We start from the raw sequence: 21,512 nt of genomic DNA on the forward strand, positions 1-21,512 counted from the left end.
ACGTTGATGTGTCTGATCCAGCGAGTTCGCCAGCAAGCCGGCTCCTACGGTAAATCGTGGTGTGCCAGTACGCGGGTGTGCCAGCAAATCGTGGTGTGCCAGTGACGCTGCTGAGTAGCCAACAAAAAAGGCGGTGTGCGAGAGGCAACACCGCCTTTCTTGATTGACTACCGAATTACAACCCGTTCTTCGCCTTGAACTCCCGACGACGGCGATGCAGCACCGGCTCGGTGTAGCCGTTCGGCTGTTTGCCGCCTTCGATGACCAGCTCCACTGCCGCCTGGAAGGCGATGTTGTCGTCGAAGTTCGGGGCCAGCGGGCGATACAGCGCGTCGCTGGCGTTCTGGCGATCGACCACCGACGCCATGCGCTTGAGGCTTTCCATCACTTGCTGCTCGTTGACCACGCCATGACGCAGCCAGTTGGCGATGTGCTGGCTGGAAATACGCAGTGTCGCGCGGTCTTCCATCAGGCCGATGTCGTTGATGTCCGGCACCTTGGAGCAACCCACGCCCTGATCGATCCAGCGCACGACGTAACCAAGGATGCCCTGGGAGTTGTTGTCCAGTTCGTTCTGGATCTCTTCAGGTGTCCAGTTAGTGTTCGATGCCAGCGGGATGGTCAGAATGTCATCGACCGATGCGGGCGTGCGCTCGGCCAGTTCGGCCTGACGCGCGAACACGTCAACCTTGTGGTAATGCAGCGCGTGCAGAGCAGCGGCAGTCGGCGAAGGCACCCATGCGGTATTGGCGCCGGCCAGTGGGTGAGCAATCTTCTGTTCCAGCATCGCGGCCATCAGATCCGGCATTGCCCACATGCCTTTACCGATCTGCGCACGCCCTTTCAGGCCGCACTTCAGGCCGATATCGACGTTGGAGTTTTCATAGGCACCGATCCACTTCTCGGCTTTCATCTGTGCCTTGCGCACGACCGGGCCGGCTTCCATGGAGGTGTGAATCTCGTCGCCGGTGCGGTCCAGGAAACCGGTGTTGATGAACACCACGCGCTCGCTGGCTGACTTGATGCAGGCCTTGAGGTTGACCGTCGTACGGCGCTCCTCGTCCATGATCCCGACTTTCAGCGTGTTGCGCGGCAGGCTCAGGACCTCTTCGATCCGGCCAAACAGCTCGTTGGTGAACGCCACTTCTTCAGGGCCGTGCATTTTCGGTTTGACGATGTACACCGAACCGCTGCGGCTGTTGGCGCGCGAGGTATTGCCCTTGAGGTTGTGGATCGCTGCCAGGCTGGTCAGCAGGCCGTCGAGGATGCCTTCCGGCACTTCGTTGCCCTGACTGTCGAGGATCGCGTCGATGGTCATCAGGTGACCCACATTGCGCACGAAAAGCAACGAACGGCCGTGCAATGTCACAGGTTCGCCCTTGGGCGAGGTGTACACGCGGTCGGCATTCATGGTGCGGGTGAAGCTTGTGCCGCCCTTGGACACTTCTTCGGACAGGTCGCCCTTCATCAGACCAAGCCAGTTGCGGTAGACCACGACCTTATCGTCGGCGTCGACTGCGGCGATGGAGTCTTCACAGTCCATGATGGTGGTCAGCGCGGCTTCCATCAGCACGTCTTTGACGCCCGCTGCGTCGGTCTGGCCGACAGGGCTTGCAGCATCGATCTGAATTTCGAAGTGCAGACCATTGTGCTTGAACAGAATCGCAGTCGGAGCGGATGCTTCGCCCTGAAAGCCGATCAGCTGTGCATCGTCGCGCAGACCGGTGTTGGTGCCGCCGTTAAGGCCGACGATCAATACGCCATCGACGATTTTGTAGCTGGTGGAATCGACGTGAGAGCCCGCCGCAAGTGGCGCGGCGTCGTCGAGGAAAGCGCGAGCGAAGGCGATGACCTTGTCGCCGCGCACCTTGTTGTAACCTTTGCCTTTTTCCGCGCCGCCTTCTTCAGAGATGGCGTCGGTACCGTACAGCGCGTCGTACAGCGAACCCCAACGGGCGTTGGAGGCGTTCAGCGCGAAGCGGGCGTTCATCACCGGGACCACCAGTTGTGGGCCGGCCATGGATGCGATTTCTTCATCGACGTTTTGCGTCGTGACCTGGAAGTCCGCCGCTTCTGGCAGCAGATAACCGATTTCCTGCAGGAAAGCCTTGTATGCGGTGGCGTCGTGGGCCTTGCCGGCATTGGACTGGTGCCAGGCATCGATGCGCGCCTGGAAGTCGTCACGTTTGGCGAGTAGGGCTTTGTTCTTCGGCGCCAGCTCATGGATGAGCTTGTCGGCGCCGGCCCAGAACGCGGTGGCTTCAATACCGGTTCCAGGAAGGGCTTCGTTGTTAACGAAATCCAGAAGGACTTTGGCGACCTTAAGGCCACCGACTTGAACGTGTTCAGTCATTACTTGCCTCACTCTGCTCAGCTATCTGCGCTTCATATCGAGCGCGCTTTTTGTTAAAGCCATCGACATCACTGCTCACCCTTGCCAGAACATGCCATTGCTGGCGGCTGGGCCGGGGGAATGCCTGAAGGAAAAGACGTGGAGCGCTTTGCAAACAGGTTTCAACGAGCGGTGATGCTGGGTCAGGCATCTTCCCGACGTTTATGTAGCGAACGCGGCGAAATACTACATTATGAGTTGCAATGTGAAAATCAGACTAAATATGTCACCGATCAACTGTTTTTTCACAAATAATCACGCCGGGGTTACGGATGTTCTCAAAAAACGTGTGAATTGTTCCAGAAAATTATGAAAACGGTACACAAATTGTTTCCTCAGGAAGCATCCCCGGCACACTTCAAGTCTTGCCTATACTTGACCGACCCTCACTCAGGCGCGGGAAACCGGCCAGTGGACATGTAAAACACAAGGAGTCGACCGTGGATCATCTCATCGTCACTGTATTTGCCCCTGACAAACCGGGCCAGGTCGAACAGATCGCATCGTGCATTGCAGATCACGGCGGTAATTGGCTGGAAAGTCGCATGACGCACATGGCCGGGCAGTTCGCGGGGATTCTCAGAGTGGATGTGCCTGCCGAGTCTCAAACGGAATTGCGTAACGCATTGCAGGGATTGTCGTCCTACGGCATCCGCGTGCAATTCGCCGAAATCGGAGCTGAGCCAGCTTCGCATTGGAAACCCATCAACATGGAGCTGGTGGGCAATGATCGGCCAGGCATCGTCCGTGATGTCACGCGCCTGCTGACCGAGCAAGGTGTCAACGTCGAACAACTGGTGACCAACGTTGAACCAGCGCCGATGACCAGTGAACCCCTGTTCCGCGCCAACGCATTGCTCGGCCTGCCGCTGACCTTGTCGCTGGATAAGCTGCAGGAGCGACTGGAGACATTGGCGGATGACTTGATAGTTGAGCTGAAGATCAAGGCTGAGGATTGAGTGTCGGGTAACCGTCCTTCCTCTCGGTGGGGCCAGAATATTTGGCACGCCACCGTTGCCTCTGTGGGAGCGAATTCATTCGCGAAAATTATGTCAGGCGATAGGGATGCATCGACTGTAATGTCCAAATCGCGAATAAATTCGCTCCCACAGGGATCGCGGCTGCTCCATCAATAGACAGGTACGCTCAAGCAGGCAGGCAAGTTATCCAGTTTTTTCATGAGCCGGCCTGTGGATAACCTGCGGATACACGCCTGCAGCCCACGTGCATCAACGCTTTGCGCTCATTGATCAAAAAACCAGCAACTTCGGCGGTTATCTACAAGCAGCTTGAATGAGCTTGTGGATAAGCTGAGCAAACATCGCTGCAGGCTATTTAATACGTGGCTTGCAGCGTTCTGCTTAATTTTTGATCAGCGTGCCCCGCGGCGGCGCGTGGTAATCCAGGCGTCGGCGCTATAGATGATCAGGCCAAGCCAGATGAAGCAGAAGGTCACGGCCGTCGCTGATGGCATGTGCTCGCCGAAAATCAACACTGCCAGCGATAACACCAGCGTTGGTGCGATGTACTGCAGAAAGCCCAGCGTGGCGTATGGCAAATGCCGGGCGGCGGCATTGAAACACACCAGTGGCACCAGCGTTACAGGGCCTGCCGCCGCCAGCCAAATGGCCTCCGATGTGGTCCAGAACTCAGCCTGCGCGCTATGCGCCATCGGGTTGAATAGCAACCAGCCGATGGCCAGCGGGACCAGAATCCAGGTCTCCACCACCAAACCCGGCAACGCCGCGACCGGGGCCTGTTTGCGAATCAGCCCGTAGAACCCGAAGGTGAACGCTAGCGCCAGCGAGATCCACGGCAGACTGCCGACCTGCCACACCTGTTGTGCAACACCGATAAGCGCGAGGATCACCGCCAGCCATTGCAACGGCCGGAGTCTTTCGCGCAGCAGCACCATGCCCAGCATCACGTTGACCAGCGGGTTGATGAAGTACCCCAGGCTGGCTTCGACCATATGGTTGTTGTTGACCGCCCAGACATAGATCAACCAGTTGGCGGCTATCAACGAGCCGCTCACCGCCAGAATCGCAAGGCGTCGCGGGTTGTCTCTGAGTTCCTGCCACCAGCCGGGGTGTTTCCACACGAGCAGCAACAGCGAGCCGAAAATCGCTGACCAGATCGCGCGATTGACGATGATTTCCAGAGAAGGCACTGCGGAAAGCAGCTTGAAGTAGATCGGAAATAATCCCCAGATGATGTAGGCACTAAGGCCAAGTATGTACCCGCGACGCGGGTTGGCAGCTTGCATGGGTGGTCCTTCGGCAAGTTTTTTTGTTGGATGTGCGGGTGGTATTTTCGGCCTGCTCCAAACGGTGACCTTCACGTTCACCGTCGTAGCAGTCCGGCTTGTCTGCGGTGGCATCGGTCGGATCGCTACCGCCGGCAAGCCGTGGTGCTACAGAATTGGCGGGCCGCTTCAAAACAGCTTCAACGGCTCCTCATTCAGTGCGGCCAACTGCTCACGCAGCGCCAGCACCTGATCGCCCCAATAGCGCTCGGTGCCGAACCAGGAAAAGCTGTGAGGAAACGCAGGGTCGTCCCAGCGGCGGGCCAGCCAGGCGCTGTAATGCAATAGACGTAAGGCGCGCAGCGGTTCGATCAGCGCCAGTTCGCGCGGGTCGAAATCGTGGAATTCGTTGTAGCCATCCATCAGTTCCGACAGCTGACTCAGACAATCCTGACGATCACCGGCGAGCATCATCCAGATGTCCTGCACGGCAGGGCCCATGCGGCAGTCATCGAGGTCGACGATGTGGAAGATTTCATCGCGGGTCATCATGTTGCCGGGATGACAGTCGCCATGCATGCGGATGTTCTGGTGTGGCGTGGCGGCGTAGACGTCTTCGACACGCTTGAGCAGATCCTTGGCCACCGACTCGTAGGCCGGCAGCAAGCTGCGCGGAATCACATCGTTGTCCAGCAGGTAATTCAGCGAATCGTGACCGAAGTTTTTTACGCCCAAGGCTTCGCGGTGCTGGAAAGGGCGAGTGGCACCGACGGCATGAATCCGTCCCAGCAGTTGGCCGAGACGATAGAGCTGATCCAGATTGCCCGGCTCAGGTGCGCGGCCGCCACGACGTGGGAACAGGGTGAAACGAAACCCGGCATGCTCGAACAGCGTCTGGCCGTTGTGGACAAGGGGCGCGACCACCGGGATTTCCACCTCGGACAGCTCGGCAGTGAAGCTGTGCTCTTCGAGAATGGCTTCGTTGGTCCAGCGATTGGGGCGGTAGAACTTGGCGATCAGTGGCTGGCTTTCGTCAATGCCAACCTGATAGACGCGGTTCTCGTAGCTGTTGAGCGCGAGAATCCGTGCGTCGCTGACAAAACCGATGCTTTCTACGGCGTCCAGCACCAGGTCGGGTGTGAGTGTTGCAAACGGGTGGGCCATGCTAACTCCTGCGCGCAGCAGGCTGCCGCGTCGGGCCAGTCATGGTAACTCAGGCGCGGAGTAGCGGACACACCGCGTTGTGGCTTCGGGGTTTAAGGGCCGCACGAAATCTTGCCAGCGGCGCAGATGAACTCTGGGAGCGAATTCATTCGCGCGGCGGCGGTACATCCAATGCAAATGCATCGGGGTGAACCATCGATTCGCGAATGAATTCGCTCCCACAGGGGAATCTCATATATCCCGGAAATGGAGTTGAATCATCCCCCAATCACCCCGCCATCCTCGCGCGTGATCACCATCACCGAAGACCTCGGCTTGCCATTGGGCAGGTGCTCGGGAAAGGTCGATCCGCCTTTTTCGCCAGGATGCTGGATCCCCACGAACAGCGTCTTCTGATCGGGAGCGAAGCTGATCCCGGTCACTTCGCAGCCCACTGGCCCGACCATGAACCGGCGAATTTCGCCGCTGGCAGGATCGGCGCAGAGCATCTGGTTATTGCCCATGCCCGTAAAGTCTCCCGCGTTGGAGTAATCCCCGTCCGTCAGAATCCATAGCCGCCCGGCCTTGTCGAAACCCAGCCCGTCAGGGCTGTTGAACATGTTCTGCGGGGTGATATTGCTTGAGCCAGCCTGAGGCTTGCCGGCGTGCACTTCCGGATTACCTGCGACCACAAACAGATCCCAGGCGAAATCCATCGACGCGGCGTCCGAGCCCGTTTCCTGCCAGCGCAGAATCTGCCCGTATTGATTTTTTTCCCGCGGGTTCGGCCCACCCACCGGCTGACCGTCTTCACCGCGTTTGACGTTGTTGGTCAGCGTGCAATAGACCTGACCGTCCTTGGGGCTGACCACGATCCACTCCGGCCGGTCCATGCGCGTCGCCTTGACCACGCTGGCGGCCAGACGCGCGTGAATCAGCACCTCGGCCTGACTGGCGAAACCGCTGGCAGCATCGATGCCGTTCTTGCCGTGGGTCAGCTCGACCCACTTCCCATGGCCCTGTGGATGATCGGGGTTGCTATCGCCGTTATCGAACTGCGCCACATACAAGGTGCCGTGGTCGAGGATGTCGCGATTGGCTTTCGGATTCTTGTGGTCGACCTTGTCGCGGCTGATGAATTTGTAAATGAACTCACCTCGCTCATCGTCGCCCATGTACACCACCACGCGGCCATCTGCGGTCTCGGCGAGCGCTGCGTTCTCATGTTTGAAGCGACCCAGCGCCGTGCGCTTGACCGGTGTGGATGTTGGATCGAACGGGTCGATTTCCACCACCCAGCCGTAGCGGTTAAATTCATTGGGATTCTTTGCCACGTCGAAGCGCGGATCGTGGGGATGCCAGTTCACTTCCTTGCTGCTGGCGACAACGCCATAACGCTTGGCAGCTGCGTCGAATGTCTGTGCAGGATCACTGCTGCCAAAGCAATCAGTGAAGTTCTCTTCGCACGTCAGATAAGTGCCCCAAGGCGTCTTGCCGTTGGCGCAGTTCTGGAAAGTGCCGAGCACGCTCCTACCGGTGTTGTCAGCTGCAGTCTTCAGCCAGGCATGACCGGCTGCCGGGCCGCTCAGCTGAATCGGTGTGTTGCCATGAATGCGGCGGTTGTATTTCGAGCCTTGAACGAACTTCCACTGACCGGCCTCACGCTTCACCTCGATCACTGAAACGCCTTCACTGGCCAGCGCCTTGTGCACGTCGTCGGCGGATTGCGGGTCTTTGCCGTGATCGAACAGGTAGCGGTAGTTGGTGTATTCGTTATTGATCGCCATCAGCGCGCGCGTGGCGTTGTTGGCATCGTCGCCGGGGAAGGTGAACAGGCTCATGCCGTCATTGTTATCGCCGAACTGCAGCTCCTGCGCTTTGGCTGTGCCTTTGCCGCTCGGGTCGAACGCCGGGCCGTCGGTGTGCAACGGCTGGCCCCAACTGATCAACACGGAAGACTTGTAGCCGCGTGGCAGGCTGATGTTGTCAGCGGTGGAGGAGGGAATGCTGTCGAACCCAAGCAATGCGCTATTTGCGGCGCTGACGCTGGCAGCCATCGCGCTGCGGCTGAGCAAACTACCGCCCAGAAACATCGCGGCGCCACAGAGGGCGCCCGCGCTGATGAAGCCACGACGAGTAAGACCTATCCTGCTCTCTAGAACGAGAGTTTCGAGGTCGGTGGGCTGGTTTTCTTCGAGTAGTTTCATCACGGGGCCTCCTGCGGTTTTGGCACAAACCTTATTCAGTCCGGATGACGCTATTGTGTCCGTCCGATGACGGCGTTGATGCGGTGAGACGTAGTGGGGGATTTACAGCGGGGTGCCAATCAACACGTAAGACGGTGCGAACTGCACTTTTACCTCGCTGCCGACCTTGAGCTTCAAGGCTTTCAAGTGACCGGGCTCGGCAACCGCGCACAACGTCTGATTGCTAGGAAGGCCGATTCTGACTTCGCTGGGGCCGTCTTCGCCGTCAAGAATTTCTTCGATTTTGCCGCTCAGACCATTGTGTCCAGTTGTCACCGCCTGATCGGGCGCCAGCAGCTCCAGCCAACTGGCCTTGATCAATGCGAACACGTCAGTACCGATCTCCAGCTCCAGGCGCAGGGTGCTGTCGTGGGTGATCTGTGCATCGAGAGACAAGCCACCCGCGAGGGTCAGACAGATCATGTCGTTGCGGCCGAACGGCGTGATGCTGGCGACCTGACCGTGCAGCTGATTGCGCGCGCTGGTGCGTAGCATCAGGCGACTGAGTAGGGCCAGATCGCTGGATTCTTCCGGCGTTTCCAGCAATTGGGTCTGCAGCGCCTGCAAGCGTTGATAAAGGCGCAGCACCCGCTCGCCTTCTGCCGACAATCTCGCCCCACCACCACCGCGCCCACCGACGCTGCGCTCGACCAGAGGCTTCTGCGCCAGATTGTTCAGCTCATCGATGGCATCCCACGCCGCCTTGTAACTGAGCCCCGCGCTCTTCGCCGCACGGGTAATCGAGCCCTGCTCGGCAATGTGCTGCAACAACGCGATGCGGTGCGGGCGGCGGACCATGTGTTGGGTGAGGGACGGCGGTAGGGACATATCGGGCAGATTTTGTCTTGTGGTGATGGGGCGGAGTGTAAGGCACTTTCCTCCAATGCAACACGATCCCCTGTAGCGGTCGTTTGCGTTCGGGTGCGGTAATCAATCCCCCGGCTTGGGCGTGCGCGCCAGGCAATACACATCCACTTTCCTCGCGCCTGCCTCGATAAACAACCGGGCAAGCGTGTCGGCGGTGGAACCGGTGGTCAGGACATCGTCGATCAACGCCAGGTGTTTACCCATCACACGATCAGGATCTGTCAGGGCAAACGCATCACGCAGATTACGCTTCCTCGCTTTGGCATCCAGACCTTGTTGCGCAGGGGTTTCTTTCACGCGCTTGATCAGTCGTTCATCAACGGGCAAATCCAAGTGTGAACCCAGCCAGTTCGCCAGCATCGCCGCTTGGTTGTAACCCCGCTGGCGCAGTCGTTTATTAGCCAGCGGCACTGGGATCGCCCTGTCCGGTTTTGCCAGGCCCTCATCGAAGCGATGTTGCAGGGTCTGGCCGAGCAGTTCGGCGAGTAATCGCCCCAGCGGCCATTTGCCCTGATGCTTGAAGCGTGTGACCAACGCGTCGATGGGGAAGTCGTAAAGCCACGGAACGATGACTTCGTTGAATGCTGGAGGCTGGCGTGTGCATTGCGCGCAGGTCAGGCCCGACATTGGCAGCGGCAGGGCGCAGCGCTCGCATTGGTCGATCAACCATGGCAGGTCGCTCTCGCATGCAGTGCAGATTGATGTATCTGAATCAGCCCGTTCATCACACAGCAGGCAGTATTGTACGTTTTTTAACCAGATGTAAACCTGATGTCCGTTGTGTGGTTGACAGTGCATGTCTCTTCCTTAAATATGCCAAACATCCGTGTTGCGCCTGTGGACTTTATGGTTTTGCCGATTGAGCCGAACCGCCCGGGTACTCGCCAAACCATCAAGGAGCCGCCCATGAGCGCCAGCATTAATGCCACTTTGCGTCACGATTGGACCTTAGCTGAGGTCAGGGCATTGTTCACACAGCCCTTCAATGACCTGCTGTTTCAAGCGCAAACCGTGCATCGCGCTCATTTCGACGCCAACCGCGTGCAGGTCTCCACTCTGCTTTCGATCAAGACCGGCGCGTGCCCGGAAGACTGCAAATACTGCCCGCAGTCCGGCCACTACAACACCGGGCTTGAAAAAGAAAAACTGATGCAGGTCCAGCAGGTGCTGGAAGAAGCTGCACGCGCCAAGGCCATCGGTTCGACCCGTTTCTGCATGGGCGCCGCCTGGAAGCACCCTTCGGCCAAAGACATGCCATATGTGCTGGAGATGGTCAAAGGCGTGAAGGCCATGGGCCTGGAAACCTGCATGACCCTAGGCAAGCTGGATCAGGATCAGACCAAGGCCCTGGCCGATGCAGGCCTGGACTACTACAACCACAACCTTGACACCTCGCCGGATTTCTACACCAGCATCATCACCACCCGGACCTACAGCGAGCGGCTACAGACCCTGGCTTACGTGCGCGATGCGGGGATGAAAATCTGCTCCGGCGGCATCCTGGGCATGGGCGAGTCGCTGGACGACCGCGCCAATCTGCTGATTCAACTGGCCAATCTGCCAGAGCATCCGGAGTCTGTGCCGATCAACATGCTGGTGAAAGTGGCCGGCACACCGCTGGCGAACGCTGAGGACGTCGATCCCTTCGATTTCATCCGCATGCTCGCCGTGGCGCGCATCCTGATGCCGCAGTCTCACGTGCGTTTGTCCGCCGGCCGCGAAGCCATGAATGATCAGATGCAAGCCCTGGCGTTCTTCGCGGGAGCCAACTCGATCTTCTACGGCGACAAGCTGCTGACCACCGCCAACCCGCAGGCCGACAAGGACATGCTGCTGTTCTCGCGTCTGGGCATCCAACCGGAAGCGCGCGAAGAGCATTCAGATGAGGTGCATCAGGCAGCGATCGAACAGGCACTGATCGAGCAGAAAAGCAGCGAGCTGTTTTACGACGCGGCTGTTTGAAACTGACGCATCGCCCTCTGTGGGAGCGAATTCATTTCGAGAGGCGGTTTAACATCCGACAATATGTATCGAATGTACTGGCCCCGCGCGAAATGAATTCGCTCCCGCAGAGTTCTATGCATCGCAGGGAATGAGCGGCGTGCCCTTCATTTCGGAAAACTCGAGGCTTGCATGTCCTTCGATCTGAGCGCACGTCTGGCTAACCGGCGTGCCGAACATCTCTATCGTCAACGCCCGCTGCTGCAGAGCCCGCAAGGCCCTGAAGTGGTGGTCGACGGCAAGCCGTTGCTGGCTTTCTGCAATAACGACTACATGGGTTTGGCCAACCATCCCGACGTCGTCGCCGCATGGAAAGCCGGTGCCGAGCGCTGGGGCGTGGGTGGCGGGGCTTCGCATCTGGTCATCGGCCATAGCACGCCGCATCACGAACTCGAAGAAGCCTTGGCCGATCTCACCGGTCGTCCGCGGGCCTTGCTGTTCTCCAACGGCTACATGGCCAACCTCGGCGCCGTCACGGCCCTCGTGGGGGAGGGTGATACGGTCCTTGAAGATCGTCTCAATCACGCCTCATTGCTCGATGCCGGTTTGCTCAGCGGCGCGCGTTTCTCCCGTTATCTGCACAATGACCCTGACAGTCTGAGCAGCCGACTCGAAAAGGCGGTCGGTGACACCTTGGTGGTCACCGACGGCGTGTTCAGCATGGACGGCGATATTGCAGATTTGCCAGCGCTGGCCAAGGTCGCGAAAGGCAAAAACGCCTGGCTGATGGTCGATGATGCGCACGGCTTCGGGCCGCTTGGCGCGAACGGCGCAGGCATTGTCGAGCACTTCGGATTGAGCATCGAAGACGTACCTGTGCTGATCGGCACCCTCGGCAAATCGTTCGGCACCGCTGGTGCATTCGTTGCCGGAAGCGAGGAACTGATCGAAACCCTGATCCAGTTCGCCCGTCCGTACATCTACACCACCAGCCAGCCGCCGGCCTTGGCCTGCGCGACCCTGAAAAGCCTCGAACTGCTACGTAACGAGCGCTGGCGCCGCGAGCATTTGCAGGCGCTGATCAAGCAATTTCGCGAGGGCGCGCAGGCGTTGGGCCTGGAGTTGATGGACAGCTTCACGCCGATTCAGCCGATTCTGATTGGCGACAGCGGCCGGGCCTTGCGCCTGTCCCGGATGCTGCGCGAGCGGGGGTTGATGGTCACGGCCATCCGTCCTCCCACCGTGCCAGCCGGAAGCGCGCGTTTGCGAGTCACCCTCTCCGCAGCTCACAGCGAAGCTCAGGTGCAGCTATTGTTGGAAGCACTGGAGCAGTGCTATCCGCTGCTGGGGAATGAATGGGTGGAGCCAAAAAATGCGTGATCGGTTGATCCTGCTGCCCGGTTGGGGCCTTGGCGTTTCACCGCTGGAGCCGTTGGCGGCGGCGTTGCGCGGGCTGGACGAACATCTGCGGGTCGAGATCGAGCCATTGCCGGATCTTGATAATGACGACCTGAACGACTGGCTCGACGAGCTGGATTCGAACTTGCCGGACAACGTCTGGCTGGGCGGCTGGTCCCTTGGTGGCATGCTTGCCACTGAATTGGCGGCGCGGCGTGGCGAGCGCTGCTGCGGTTTGGCGACTTTTGCCAGCAATGTATGTTTCGTGGCGCGCAGCCAATGGCCGAATGCGATGCCGCAGACCGATTTCGACGCGTTCATTGCCGGTTGCAAGGCCGATCCAGATGCGACCCTCAAGCGTTTCAGCCTGTTGTGTGTGCAGGGAGCCGAAGAGCCGCGGGCGTTGTCGCGACAACTCAAGGCAGGCGCTCCTCACGGCACCAGCAATGCTCTGATCGAAGGCTTGAAACTGCTCGAACAAATGGACACCCGCGCTGCGTTGCAGGCCTATCGTGGTCCGCAACTGCATCTGTTTGGTGGTCTCGATGCATTGGTGCCGGCAGAAGCGTCGGCCGATCTGCTCAATCTGTTGCCCGATATCGAAGTGGGCGTGATCGAGCAGGGCAGCCACGCGTTCATCCTGGAAAACCCTCACGGCGTGGCCGCAGCGGTCCAGGCGTTCCTACATGAGTCCGGTGATGACTGATCTTTCCCACTGCGCGGTATTGAAGGCCGTGAAACAGCAACAGGCGAATACCCAGAGCCATCTGCCGGACAAGCGTCAGGTGGCGGCATCTTTCTCCAAGGCAGCGGCCAGTTACGACAGCGTTGCGGACTTGCAACGCGCAGTCGGCACCGAGCTGATGTCGCGGTTGCCTGAAATGACGCCCGCTCGCTGGCTCGATCTGGGCAGCGGCACCGGTTATTTCAGCCGGATGCTGGCCCAGCGATTTCCCCACAGCGAAGGGGTCGCGCTGGATATCGCCGAAGGCATGCTCAATCACGCCCGCCCGCTTGGAGGCGCGCAGCACTACGTAGCGGGTGACGCAGAAAATCTGCCGCTGCGCGATACCAGCGTCGAGCTGATGTTCTCGAGCCTGGCCGTGCAGTGGTGTTCGGATTTCGCGTCGGTGCTGGCTGAGGCCGAGCGGGTGTTGCAGCCGGGAGGCGTTTTCGGCTTTGCCAGTCTGTGCGTCGGCACCCTTTATGAGCTGCGGGACAGCTGGCAGGCGGTGGATGGCATGGTCCACGTCAACCGTTTTCGCGAATTTGAGCAGTACCAGCGACTCTGTGCCGCCAGTGGCTTGCAGGTTCGCAGCTTAGATGTGCTGCCGCACGTGCTGCATTACCCCGATGTACGCAGTCTGACCCACGAGCTCAAGGCGTTGGGCGCACACAATATCAATCCGGGCCGTCCGGGAGGTCTGACTGGCCGAGCGCGAATTCAGGCGTTGATTGCTGCGTATGAAGCGTTCCGAGAGGAAAAAGGTCTGCCTGCGACCTATCAGGTGGTTTACGCCGTCCTGGAAAAGCCTGCTGCTGTTTAAAAAATGACCGGTTTTGCGAGCGCTGTTCTCTGAGCGCTATAGTGAGTGAGCAATAGTTTGAAATATCTGAACGGATGGTCGCCAAGATGAGCGCTGCGTATTTCATCGCGGGAACCGATACCGATGTTGGCAAAACCACCATTGCCACAGGGCTGCTGTATGCGGCGCGACAATCCGGACTGAGCACGGCAGCGGGCAAACCCGTAGCCTCCGGGTGTGATGTAAAGCCTAAAGGGCTGCGCAATCCGGACGCGGTTGCATTGCGCGCCGAATGTTCAATCGCGCTGACGTACAACGAGGTCAACCCGATTGCCTTTGAGCCCGCCATCGCACCGCATCTGGCGGCTCGCGAAGCTGGCGTCGCGTTGACCGTGCAATCTCTGCTCGCTCCCATGCGTCACATTCTCGGCAAGCGGGCGGACTTCACCCTGATCGAAGGCGCTGGCGGCTGGCGCGTGCCACTGGCGGATCAGGCCAACCTGTCGGATCTCGCGATCGCGCTTGGACTGCCAGTGATTCTGGTGGTGGGCGTGCGTCTGGGCTGCATCAGTCACGCATTGCTCTCTGCCGAAGCCATCGCCAGCGACGGGCTGCAACTGGCGGGATGGGTGGCGAACATCATCGATCCGAAAACTTCGCGGCTGGAAGAAAATCTCGCCACCCTGGCCGAGCGTTTACCCGCGCCCTGCCTGGGACGCGTGCCGCACATGAAAAAAGCCACACCGGAGAAGGTTGCCGAGCATCTGCATTTGGAGTTGCTGGATTAAGGCTGCATCCTGAATCAGGTTTTTGTGCTGCCCGAAGTCGCGCCGGTATCCCGCTTCTACCGAAGGAGTAGAAGCGGGTGCTGCGGTCTGTGAACTGCATCACACGGCGCAGTGCCATTAGTCTTTTTGCTGAGTGTGTCAGGGTCGTTACTGGTTTAATGGCGCTGTTCTTTTATGAACAGAGGATCGTTTCATGCAAATCTCGCTGAACAACACCCTCTACCCGGGCCTGAGTGCAATTCAGGTCGGTCAGGATCGTGTCGATCAGGCTGCCACTCAACTGGCCAGCCCAGCCACCGAAGTGTCAGGTCGTAGTCAGTCTTCGGACTTTCAGCTCGAGCGTCTGCGTTCGGTCGATCGTCCTCAGCGTTCCGACATGGCCACCAATGTGGTGGAATTGACCCAAGGCCAGGTCCAGGTCCAGGCCGGCCTCAAAGTCGAGAAGGCCGCCGACGAAATGCTCGGCACGTTAATCGATACCTACGCCTGAATTTCTCTGTAAAACACTTTTCCTCAACGTGCGCTCCGGCGCACGTTTGCGTTTGCGCGCCCTCCCGAATAATGCCCCTGCCACCCAACCGAATCTCGACCTGCCGACGCCTGCGTCGCGGGTTGCTCTACTAATCTGAACCCCTGACAGCTCATTCAGAGCGTGTGCTTTGGGCGTTATCTGGCGTGCCATTTCTCACGTCGACGATGAAAGGTCCATGACGCACCCTTGACAACAATTAGGCGTAAACGTATGTTTCAAACACCTGTTTGACCCATCGACCAAACCACAACTCTCGGTGGAAGGGGCTAGCCCCGCAGTGACCGGACGGTCATCCAACTCCAGGATTCATCAGCAGAGGTTTATCGCTATGCCTGACTACAAGGCCCCCTTGCGTGATATTCGCTTCGTTCGTGACGAGCTGCTCGGCTACGAAGCGCACTATCAGAGTCTGCCAGCATGCCAGGACGCCACGCCTGACATGGTTGACGCCATTCTCGAGGAAGGCGCCAAGTTCTGTGAGCAGGTGCTGGCCCCGCTGAATCGTGTGGGTGATACCGAAGGCTGCACCTGGAGCGAGTCCGGCGTTAAGACCCCGACCGGCTTCAAAGAAGCCTACAAGCAGTTCGTCGAAGGCGGCTGGCCGAGCCTCGCGCATGACGTCGCACATGGCGGCCAGGGTCTGCCGGAGTCGCTGGGTCTGGCAGTCAGCGAAATGGTCGGTGAGGCCAACTGGTCGTGGGGCATGTACCCAGGCTTGTCCCATGGCGCGATGAACACCATCTCCGAGCACGGCACCCCTGAACAACAGGACGCTTACCTGACCAAGCTGGTTTCGGGTGAGTGGACCGGCACCATGTGTCTGACCGAACCTCATTGCGGCACCGACCTGGGGATGCTGCGCACCAAGGCCGAGCCTCAGGCTGATGGGTCGTACAAGGTTTCCGGGACCAAGATCTTCATCTCCGCTGGCGAACACGACATGGCCGATAACATCGTCCACATCGTACTGGCCCGCCTGCCTGACGCGCCTGCGGGCACCAAAGGCATCTCGCTGTTTATCGTTCCCAAGTTCCTGCCGGCGGCTGACGGCAGCGTCGGCGAGCGCAACGCCGTGAACTGCGGCTCGCTGGAACACAAGATGGGCATTCACGGCAACGCCACTTGCGTGATGAACTTCGACAGCGCCACAGGCTTCCTGATCGGCCCGCCGAACAAGGGCCTGAACTGCATGTTCACCTTCATGAACACCGCGCGTCTGGGGACTGCGTTGCAGGGTCTGGCCCATGCTGAAATCGGCTTCCAGGGTGGCCTGAAATATGCCCGCGAGCGTTTGCAGATGCGTTCGCTCACTGGCCCGAAAGCGCCGGACAAAGCCGCTGACCCGATCATCGTTCACCCTGACGTACGTCGCATGCTGCTGACCATGAAGGCTTTCGCCGAGGGTACTCGCGCGATGGTGTACTTCACCGCCAAGCAGGTCGACATCGTCAAATACAGCGATGACGCAGAAGCCAAGAAGCAAGCCGATGGCCTGCTGGCGTTCATGACCCCGATCGCCAAAGCGTTCATGACCGAAGTCGGTTTCGAATCGGCCAACCACGGCGTGCAGATCTACGGCGGCCACGGCTTCATTGCCGAATGGGGCATGGAGCAGAACGTTCGCGATAGCCGTATTTCGATGCTGTACGAAGGCACCACCGGCGTTCAGGCCCTCGACTTGCTGGGTCGTAAAGTACTGATGACCCAGGGCGAAGCGCTGAAGGGCTTCACCAAGATTGTTCACAAATTCTGCCAATCGCAGGAAGGCAACGAAGCGGTCAGCGAATTCGTCACGCCGCTGGCTGCACTGAACAAGGAATGGGGCGATCTGACCATGAAGGTCGGTATGGCTGCCATGAAGGATCGCGAGGAAGTCGGCGCCGCTTCGGTGGATTACCTGATGTTCTCCGGCTATGTGTGCCTGGCATACTTCTGGGCTGACATGGCTCGCGTCGCGGCCGAAAAACTGGCAGCCGGCACCAGCGAAGAAGCGTTCTACACCGCCAAGCTGCAGACGGCGCGCTTCTACTTCCAGCGCATCCTGCCGCGTACCCGCACTCATGTTGCGGCCATGCTGTCGGGCGCTAATAACCTGATGGACATGAACGAAGAGCACTTCGGTCTGGCTTACTAAGCCACCCGCTGGGTTTTACCTCAAAGCCGCTTGTCCTTCGGGACAGGCGGCTTTTTTATTTCCCTGAGTTTTCATCTCCCTGTGGGAGCGAATTTATTCGCAAGATGCCTGCACAGCCGACACAAAATCCGTCGCCTGCCAAATCGCATCGCGAATGAATCGCTCCCACAGGATTCTTCGTCCGACATCGGCCGCTCCTTGCGCCTCCAAATACCGTGGACCCATCTCACAATTTCTCCTCATCAAATCTGTTACCCCGCCGATACAGGCACAATGCCATTTGTTTTAGACACGTTCGTCATGGGTAGGAGACAGTCCTCTTGCTGCGCCCTTCAGCTGCACGCCTCAGCCATTTTCTACCGTCACTGGCGCTGTTGATCGCCGGACTCGCGGCTGCGTACGTGAAGGACCTCAACGTGTTCTTCACCTCGTTGTTCAACGTGTTGCCGACCTTGGCTCTGTTGCTGGGCGGTGCGTATTGCGGCGTTTATAAGCGCCAGCGCGAACTGTTCCTGATGATCACTGTGTATATCGCCTATTTCCTGCTCGACACGCAGACCGATTACTACCGTGACAATGGAAAAGTCCGAGAAGACGCGGCAGTTGTATTCCATCTTTGTTGTCTGTTGCTGCCGATCATGTTCGGGCTGTTTGCCGCCTGGGAAGAGCGCACGCACCTGCTTCAGGATCTGGTGGCGCGGCTGGCAGTGCTTGTAGCGGTCGGCGGCGTGGCCCTCGGGCTTGAACAGAGCTTCCCGGAAAGTCTGCTTGCCTGGCTGGCTGACATTCGCTGGCCTTCGCTGCATGGCGATTGGATGAGCCTGATTCAGCTTTCATACGCCACCTTTTTCATCGCCTTCACCGTGCTGATCATCCAGTACATCCGCAAGCCCAGGCCGTTGCACGCCGCGCAGTTGGTAGGTCTGCTGGGGTTGTTCTGGGCATTGCCAAAAACCTTCATCCTGCCGTTCACCCTGAACATCATGTGCAGCCAGGTGATGCTGATGATCGCCTCGGCCGTCGCTCATGAAGCCTACCAAATGGCGTTTCGCGACGAGCTGACCGGGCTGCCGGGCCGACGCGCGCTCAACGAGCGGATGCAGCGCCTGGGCCGCAATTACGTGCTGGCGATGAGTGACGTCGATCATTTCAAGAAATTCAACGACACCCACGGCCACGACGTCGGCGATCAGGTGCTGCGTCTGGTGGCGAGCAAGTTGTCGAAGATCACCAATGGCGGCGGTCGTGCCTATCGTTACGGCGGCGAAGAATTCGCCATCGTTTTCGCGGGCAAGACTGTGGATGAATGCATGCCGCACCTGGAAGCTATCCGCGAAACCATCGCTGCCTACGCTATCCATTTACGTAATCAGGACAACCGGCCACAGGACGATATGCAAGGCCGTCAGCGTCGCGCAGGTTCCCAGGCGTCGACCGTTTCGGTAACAGTGAGCATAGGGGTCGCCGAACGCCAGCCGGAGCACCGCAATCCCGAAGAAGTGCTCAAGGCTGCCGATGAGGCGCTTTATGCTGCAAAGGGCGCGGGCCGGAATTGCATCATCGCCTATGGCCAGAACAACAAACGCGGCGCTGTAAGAATGGCTGCCGCCAGCTGACAGTTCACTTCTTTTTCGCTGTAGTCAGGTGTCTTCACGGTCGAGTGAGGGGCTGTCTGATATTCGTTGTTATTGTGTGACCGCAAATAGATAAATGGTCACTACCTGACCCTATGTGTCGCAAATGGCGTTCCTGTACACTCAGCCCCACTGACACACTGATGCTGCAAAATGTCTGTAGTGTCTCATTTCCGGGTCTATGTTGCTGTTTGCGAGGTTTGCCATGGCTGACTACAAAGCGCCTTTGCGCGATATGCGCTTCGTCCTCAATGAAGTGTTCGAAGTCTCCAGACTCTGGGCCACGCTGCCGGAGTTGTCCGAGGCAGTGGATGCCGAAACCGTCGAGGCGATTCTCGAAGAGGCGGGCAAGGTCACCAGCAAATCCGTGGCGCCGCTGAGTCGCGCAGCCGATGAAGAAGGCTGCCACTGGAACGACACGGTGGTGACCACACCGCAAGGTTTCGTCAAGGCTTACCAGACTTACGCCGAAGGCGGCTGGGTTGGGGTTGGCGGCAATCCCGAGTTCGGCGGCATGGGCATGCCCAAGGCTGTTTCCGCTCAGGTCGAAGAAATGGTCAACTCCTCGAGCCTGGCTTTCGGTCTTTATCCGATGCTGACCTCCGGCGCCTGCGTTTCGATCAACACCCACGCCAGTGAAGACCTCAAGGCGACATATCTACCAAATTTGTACGCCGGTATCTGGGCCGGTTCCATGTGCCTGACCGAGGCGCATGCCGGGACCGACCTGGGCATTATTCGCACCAGGGCAGAGCCGCAGACAGACGGCACCTACAAGATCACGGGCACCAAGATCTTCATCACCGGTGGCGAGCACGATCTCACCGAGAACATCATTCATCTGGTGCTGGCCAAACTGCCGGATGCGCCAGCCGGTCCGAAAGGCATTTCGCTGTTCCTGGTGCCGAAATTCTTCGTCAATGGCGATGGCAGCCTGGGCGCGCGTAACGCAGTGTCCTGCGGCTCCATCGAACACAAAATGGGGATTCAGGCCTCGGCTACCTGCGTGATGAACTTCGATCAGGCCGAGGGTTACCTGGTCGGCGAGCCGAACAAAGGGCTGGCGGCGATGTTCACGATGATGAACTACGAGCGCCTTGGCGTGGGTATTCAAGGCCTGGCGTCCGGCGAGCGTTCTTATCAAAACGCCATTGAATATGCCCGCGACCGTCTGCAGAGCCGCGCTCCGACGGGCGCGCAGTCCAAGGACACCGTGGCCGACCCGATCATCGTTCACCCTGACGTGCGTCGCATGCTGTTGACCATGAAAGCGCTGAACGAAGGGGGCCGTGCATTTTCGACCTATGTCGCCATGCAGCTGGATACCGCCAAATACAGCGAAGATGCTGACGTGCGCCAGCGGGCCGATGCGTTAGTCGCGTTGCTGACACCGGTCGCCAAGGCTTTCCTGACCGACATGGGTCTGGATACCACCGTTCTCGGCCAGCAAGTATTCGGCGGTCACGGCTATATTCGTGAATGGGGCCAGGAGCAACTGGTGCGTGACGTGCGCATCACTCAGATCTACGAAGGCACCAACGGCATTCAGGCGTTGGATCTGATGGGCCGCAAAATCGTCGCCAGTGGCGGGGCGCATTACCGGTTGTTCTCTGATGAAGTTCGTCAGTTCATCGCATCGTCTGCCCCGCCGCTTAGTGAATTCACCAAGCCGTTGGACGCTGCGCTGACGACGCTGGACGAATTGACTGACTGGGTTCTGGACCGCGCGCGGAATAATCCGAACGAGATCGGCGCCGCATCTGTCGAGTATCTGCATGTTTTCGGATACACAGCGTACGCCTACATGTGGGCGATGTCGGCCAAGGCAGCGTTGGGCAAAGAAAATCAGGAAGACTTCTACGCCAGCAAACTGGGCACTGCGCGGTTTTATTTCGCACGACTGCTGCCGAGAATTCAGTCGCTTGCAGCTTCCGTGAAGGCTGGCAGTGAATCGCTGTATCTGCTGGAAGCTTCGCAATTCTGACGAGTCCATGCGCCATGTAAGCTTTTGCTTACATGGCGTGCTGACATTTAGCTCTATCGCGTTATCGGATCCAAAGTTAATCTACACACATGGACGTCGTGCAGGATGCACAAACAGACAACATGGACACGTAGGGAATGCCTGCCAGGACGGTGGGAAGAAAAGGAAGTCAAAAGGGAAACAGTCTGGAAAACCTCGCTTCGGCGGGGTTTTCTTTTATCTGCCCTAAGCTCTCCCGGCAGTGCGTTTCGTGTTCAGCTTCATGTGGCCAGACTGTCGAAAATCCTTGCCATGTTGCTCCATGGCATGCGCGGTGGAACCCCTATAACGGCGCAGGGTCGATTAGCTGTGTGGCCCAGATGGGTCATCTTCTAATCAGGAGCTCCCCCATGGACATCATTCGCATCATCGTCGCCATCCTGCTGCCACCCTTGGGCGTGTTCCTGCAAGTCGGTTTCGCCGGTGCCTTCTGGCTCAACATTCTGCTCACCCTGCTGGGCTACTTCCCCGGCATCATCCACGCCGTGTATATCATCGCCAGCCGCAAATAAGCCCGGCGCAATGATTCCCAGGGAATTGGCATCGCCATGCCTTGGTTTTTCGGACCCCGCCGCTGGCAAGCCATGCTGCTATAGATCTGAGTACACCCACTTTCTGAGCGACACCCTGTAGCAAGTCCGGC

Annotated in this window: 17 protein-coding genes; 11 read left to right on the top strand and 6 right to left on the bottom strand. The window is 58.8% G+C overall.

Annotated features, from left to right (window positions below; translation table 11 throughout):
* Positions 1-175: 175 nt before the first annotated feature.
* Complete coding sequence (locus tag ACRER8_RS23350; RefSeq protein ID WP_431748547.1) at positions 176-2,353, bottom strand: malate synthase G; 2,178 nt, start codon at positions 2,351-2,353, stop codon at positions 176-178.
* Positions 2,354-2,832: 479 nt separating this feature from the next.
* Between ACRER8_RS23350 and ACRER8_RS23355 the strand changes: the two genes are divergently transcribed.
* The gene (locus ACRER8_RS23355; protein WP_431748548.1) at positions 2,833-3,351 is read left to right on the top strand and encodes a glycine cleavage system protein R; all 519 of its coding nucleotides are present in this window, start codon (positions 2,833-2,835) and stop codon (positions 3,349-3,351) included.
* A 413-nt stretch (positions 3,352-3,764) separates the two neighbouring features.
* Here ACRER8_RS23355 and rarD read toward each other — a convergent pair whose 3' ends face one another.
* From rarD to ACRER8_RS23380, 5 genes are all read right to left on the bottom strand, one after another.
* Positions 3,765-4,658 carry an EamA family transporter RarD gene (rarD, locus tag ACRER8_RS23360; protein WP_431748549.1) on the bottom strand — a complete coding sequence of 298 codons (894 nt, stop codon included), beginning with the start codon at positions 4,656-4,658 and terminating at the stop codon, positions 3,765-3,767.
* A gap of 168 nt (positions 4,659-4,826) precedes the next feature.
* Complete coding sequence (locus tag ACRER8_RS23365; RefSeq protein WP_431748550.1) at positions 4,827-5,801, bottom strand: serine/threonine protein kinase; 975 nt, start codon at positions 5,799-5,801, stop codon at positions 4,827-4,829.
* A gap of 257 nt (positions 5,802-6,058) precedes the next feature.
* Positions 6,059-7,987: a PhoX family protein gene (locus tag ACRER8_RS23370; RefSeq protein WP_431748551.1), complete on the bottom strand. Its 1,929-nt coding sequence runs from the start codon at positions 7,985-7,987 to the stop codon at positions 6,059-6,061.
* Positions 7,988-8,089: 102 nt separating this feature from the next.
* The gene (locus ACRER8_RS23375) at positions 8,090-8,854 is read right to left on the bottom strand and encodes a TOBE domain-containing protein (protein ID WP_431748552.1); all 765 of its coding nucleotides are present in this window, start codon (positions 8,852-8,854) and stop codon (positions 8,090-8,092) included.
* A 102-nt stretch (positions 8,855-8,956) separates the two neighbouring features.
* Positions 8,957-9,691 (bottom strand): double zinc ribbon domain-containing protein, encoded by a 735-nt coding sequence (locus ACRER8_RS23380; protein ID WP_431748553.1) that lies wholly within the window; start codon positions 9,689-9,691, stop codon positions 8,957-8,959.
* 108 nt (positions 9,692-9,799) lie between these two features.
* Here ACRER8_RS23380 and bioB point away from each other — a divergent pair, with 108 nt between their 5' ends.
* From bioB to ACRER8_RS23430, 10 genes are all read left to right on the top strand, one after another.
* A complete protein-coding gene (gene bioB, locus ACRER8_RS23385; protein WP_431748554.1) occupies positions 9,800-10,855 on the top strand; it encodes a biotin synthase BioB in 1,056 nt (351 codons plus the stop codon).
* A 171-nt stretch (positions 10,856-11,026) separates the two neighbouring features.
* Positions 11,027-12,214, top strand: coding sequence for an 8-amino-7-oxononanoate synthase (bioF, locus tag ACRER8_RS23390; protein ID WP_431748555.1), 1,188 nt, complete (start codon positions 11,027-11,029; stop codon positions 12,212-12,214).
* A complete protein-coding gene (locus ACRER8_RS23395) occupies positions 12,207-12,938 on the top strand; it encodes an alpha/beta fold hydrolase (protein ID WP_431748556.1) in 732 nt (243 codons plus the stop codon). Before bioF ends, ACRER8_RS23395 begins: the two co-directional genes overlap by 8 nt.
* On the top strand, positions 12,931-13,779 hold the full coding sequence (gene bioC / locus ACRER8_RS23400; protein ID WP_431748557.1) for a malonyl-ACP O-methyltransferase BioC: 849 nt from the start codon (positions 12,931-12,933) through the stop codon (positions 13,777-13,779). Before ACRER8_RS23395 ends, bioC begins: the two co-directional genes overlap by 8 nt.
* Positions 13,780-13,865: 86 nt before the next feature.
* Complete coding sequence (gene bioD / locus ACRER8_RS23405; RefSeq protein ID WP_431748558.1) at positions 13,866-14,546, top strand: dethiobiotin synthase; 681 nt, start codon at positions 13,866-13,868, stop codon at positions 14,544-14,546.
* Between the two features lie 193 nt (positions 14,547-14,739).
* On the top strand, positions 14,740-15,036 hold the full coding sequence (locus ACRER8_RS23410; protein ID WP_431748559.1) for a pyrroloquinoline quinone biosynthesis protein PqqE: 297 nt from the start codon (positions 14,740-14,742) through the stop codon (positions 15,034-15,036).
* 370 nt (positions 15,037-15,406) lie between these two features.
* Positions 15,407-17,212 (top strand): phenylacyl-CoA dehydrogenase, encoded by a 1,806-nt coding sequence (locus tag ACRER8_RS23415; RefSeq protein ID WP_431748560.1) that lies wholly within the window; start codon positions 15,407-15,409, stop codon positions 17,210-17,212.
* Positions 17,213-17,532: 320 nt separating this feature from the next.
* Positions 17,533-18,828 (top strand): GGDEF domain-containing protein, encoded by a 1,296-nt coding sequence (locus ACRER8_RS23420; RefSeq protein ID WP_431748561.1) that lies wholly within the window; start codon positions 17,533-17,535, stop codon positions 18,826-18,828.
* Positions 18,829-19,051: 223 nt separating this feature from the next.
* Positions 19,052-20,830 (top strand): acyl-CoA dehydrogenase C-terminal domain-containing protein, encoded by a 1,779-nt coding sequence (locus ACRER8_RS23425; protein WP_431748562.1) that lies wholly within the window; start codon positions 19,052-19,054, stop codon positions 20,828-20,830.
* Positions 20,831-21,219: 389 nt separating this feature from the next.
* Positions 21,220-21,381, top strand: a complete 162-nt coding sequence (locus ACRER8_RS23430) for a YqaE/Pmp3 family membrane protein (protein ID WP_431748563.1) — start codon at positions 21,220-21,222, stop codon at positions 21,379-21,381.
* Positions 21,382-21,512 lie beyond the last annotated feature (131 nt).

Origin of the sequence: Pseudomonas sp. (assembly GCF_050739935.1) — a bacterium.
GTDB lineage: Bacteria > Pseudomonadota > Gammaproteobacteria > Pseudomonadales > Pseudomonadaceae > Aquipseudomonas.

What these genes read in the sequence shown, in the direction of transcription:
- ACRER8_RS23350 (WP_431748547.1), bottom strand. Translation starts at nt 2,353, where the DNA reads ATGACTGAACACGTTCAAGTCGGTGGCCTTAAGGTCGCCAAAGTCCTT.
- rarD (WP_431748549.1), bottom strand. Translation starts at nt 4,658, where the DNA reads ATGCAAGCTGCCAACCCGCGTCGCGGGTACATACTTGGCCTTAGTGCC.
- ACRER8_RS23365 (WP_431748550.1), bottom strand. Translation starts at nt 5,801, where the DNA reads ATGGCCCACCCGTTTGCAACACTCACACCCGACCTGGTGCTGGACGCC.
- ACRER8_RS23370 (WP_431748551.1), bottom strand. Translation starts at nt 7,987, where the DNA reads ATGAAACTACTCGAAGAAAACCAGCCCACCGACCTCGAAACTCTCGTT.
- ACRER8_RS23375 (WP_431748552.1), bottom strand. Translation starts at nt 8,854, where the DNA reads ATGTCCCTACCGCCGTCCCTCACCCAACACATGGTCCGCCGCCCGCAC.
- ACRER8_RS23380 (WP_431748553.1), bottom strand. Translation starts at nt 9,691, where the DNA reads ATGCACTGTCAACCACACAACGGACATCAGGTTTACATCTGGTTAAAA.
- bioB (WP_431748554.1), top strand. Translation starts at nt 9,800, where the DNA reads ATGAGCGCCAGCATTAATGCCACTTTGCGTCACGATTGGACCTTAGCT.
- bioF (WP_431748555.1), top strand. Translation starts at nt 11,027, where the DNA reads ATGTCCTTCGATCTGAGCGCACGTCTGGCTAACCGGCGTGCCGAACAT.
- ACRER8_RS23395 (WP_431748556.1), top strand. Translation starts at nt 12,207, where the DNA reads ATGCGTGATCGGTTGATCCTGCTGCCCGGTTGGGGCCTTGGCGTTTCA.
- bioC (WP_431748557.1), top strand. Translation starts at nt 12,931, where the DNA reads ATGACTGATCTTTCCCACTGCGCGGTATTGAAGGCCGTGAAACAGCAA.
- bioD (WP_431748558.1), top strand. Translation starts at nt 13,866, where the DNA reads ATGAGCGCTGCGTATTTCATCGCGGGAACCGATACCGATGTTGGCAAA.
- ACRER8_RS23410 (WP_431748559.1), top strand. Translation starts at nt 14,740, where the DNA reads ATGCAAATCTCGCTGAACAACACCCTCTACCCGGGCCTGAGTGCAATT.
- ACRER8_RS23415 (WP_431748560.1), top strand. Translation starts at nt 15,407, where the DNA reads ATGCCTGACTACAAGGCCCCCTTGCGTGATATTCGCTTCGTTCGTGAC.
- ACRER8_RS23425 (WP_431748562.1), top strand. Translation starts at nt 19,052, where the DNA reads ATGGCTGACTACAAAGCGCCTTTGCGCGATATGCGCTTCGTCCTCAAT.
- ACRER8_RS23430 (WP_431748563.1), top strand. Translation starts at nt 21,220, where the DNA reads ATGGACATCATTCGCATCATCGTCGCCATCCTGCTGCCACCCTTGGGC.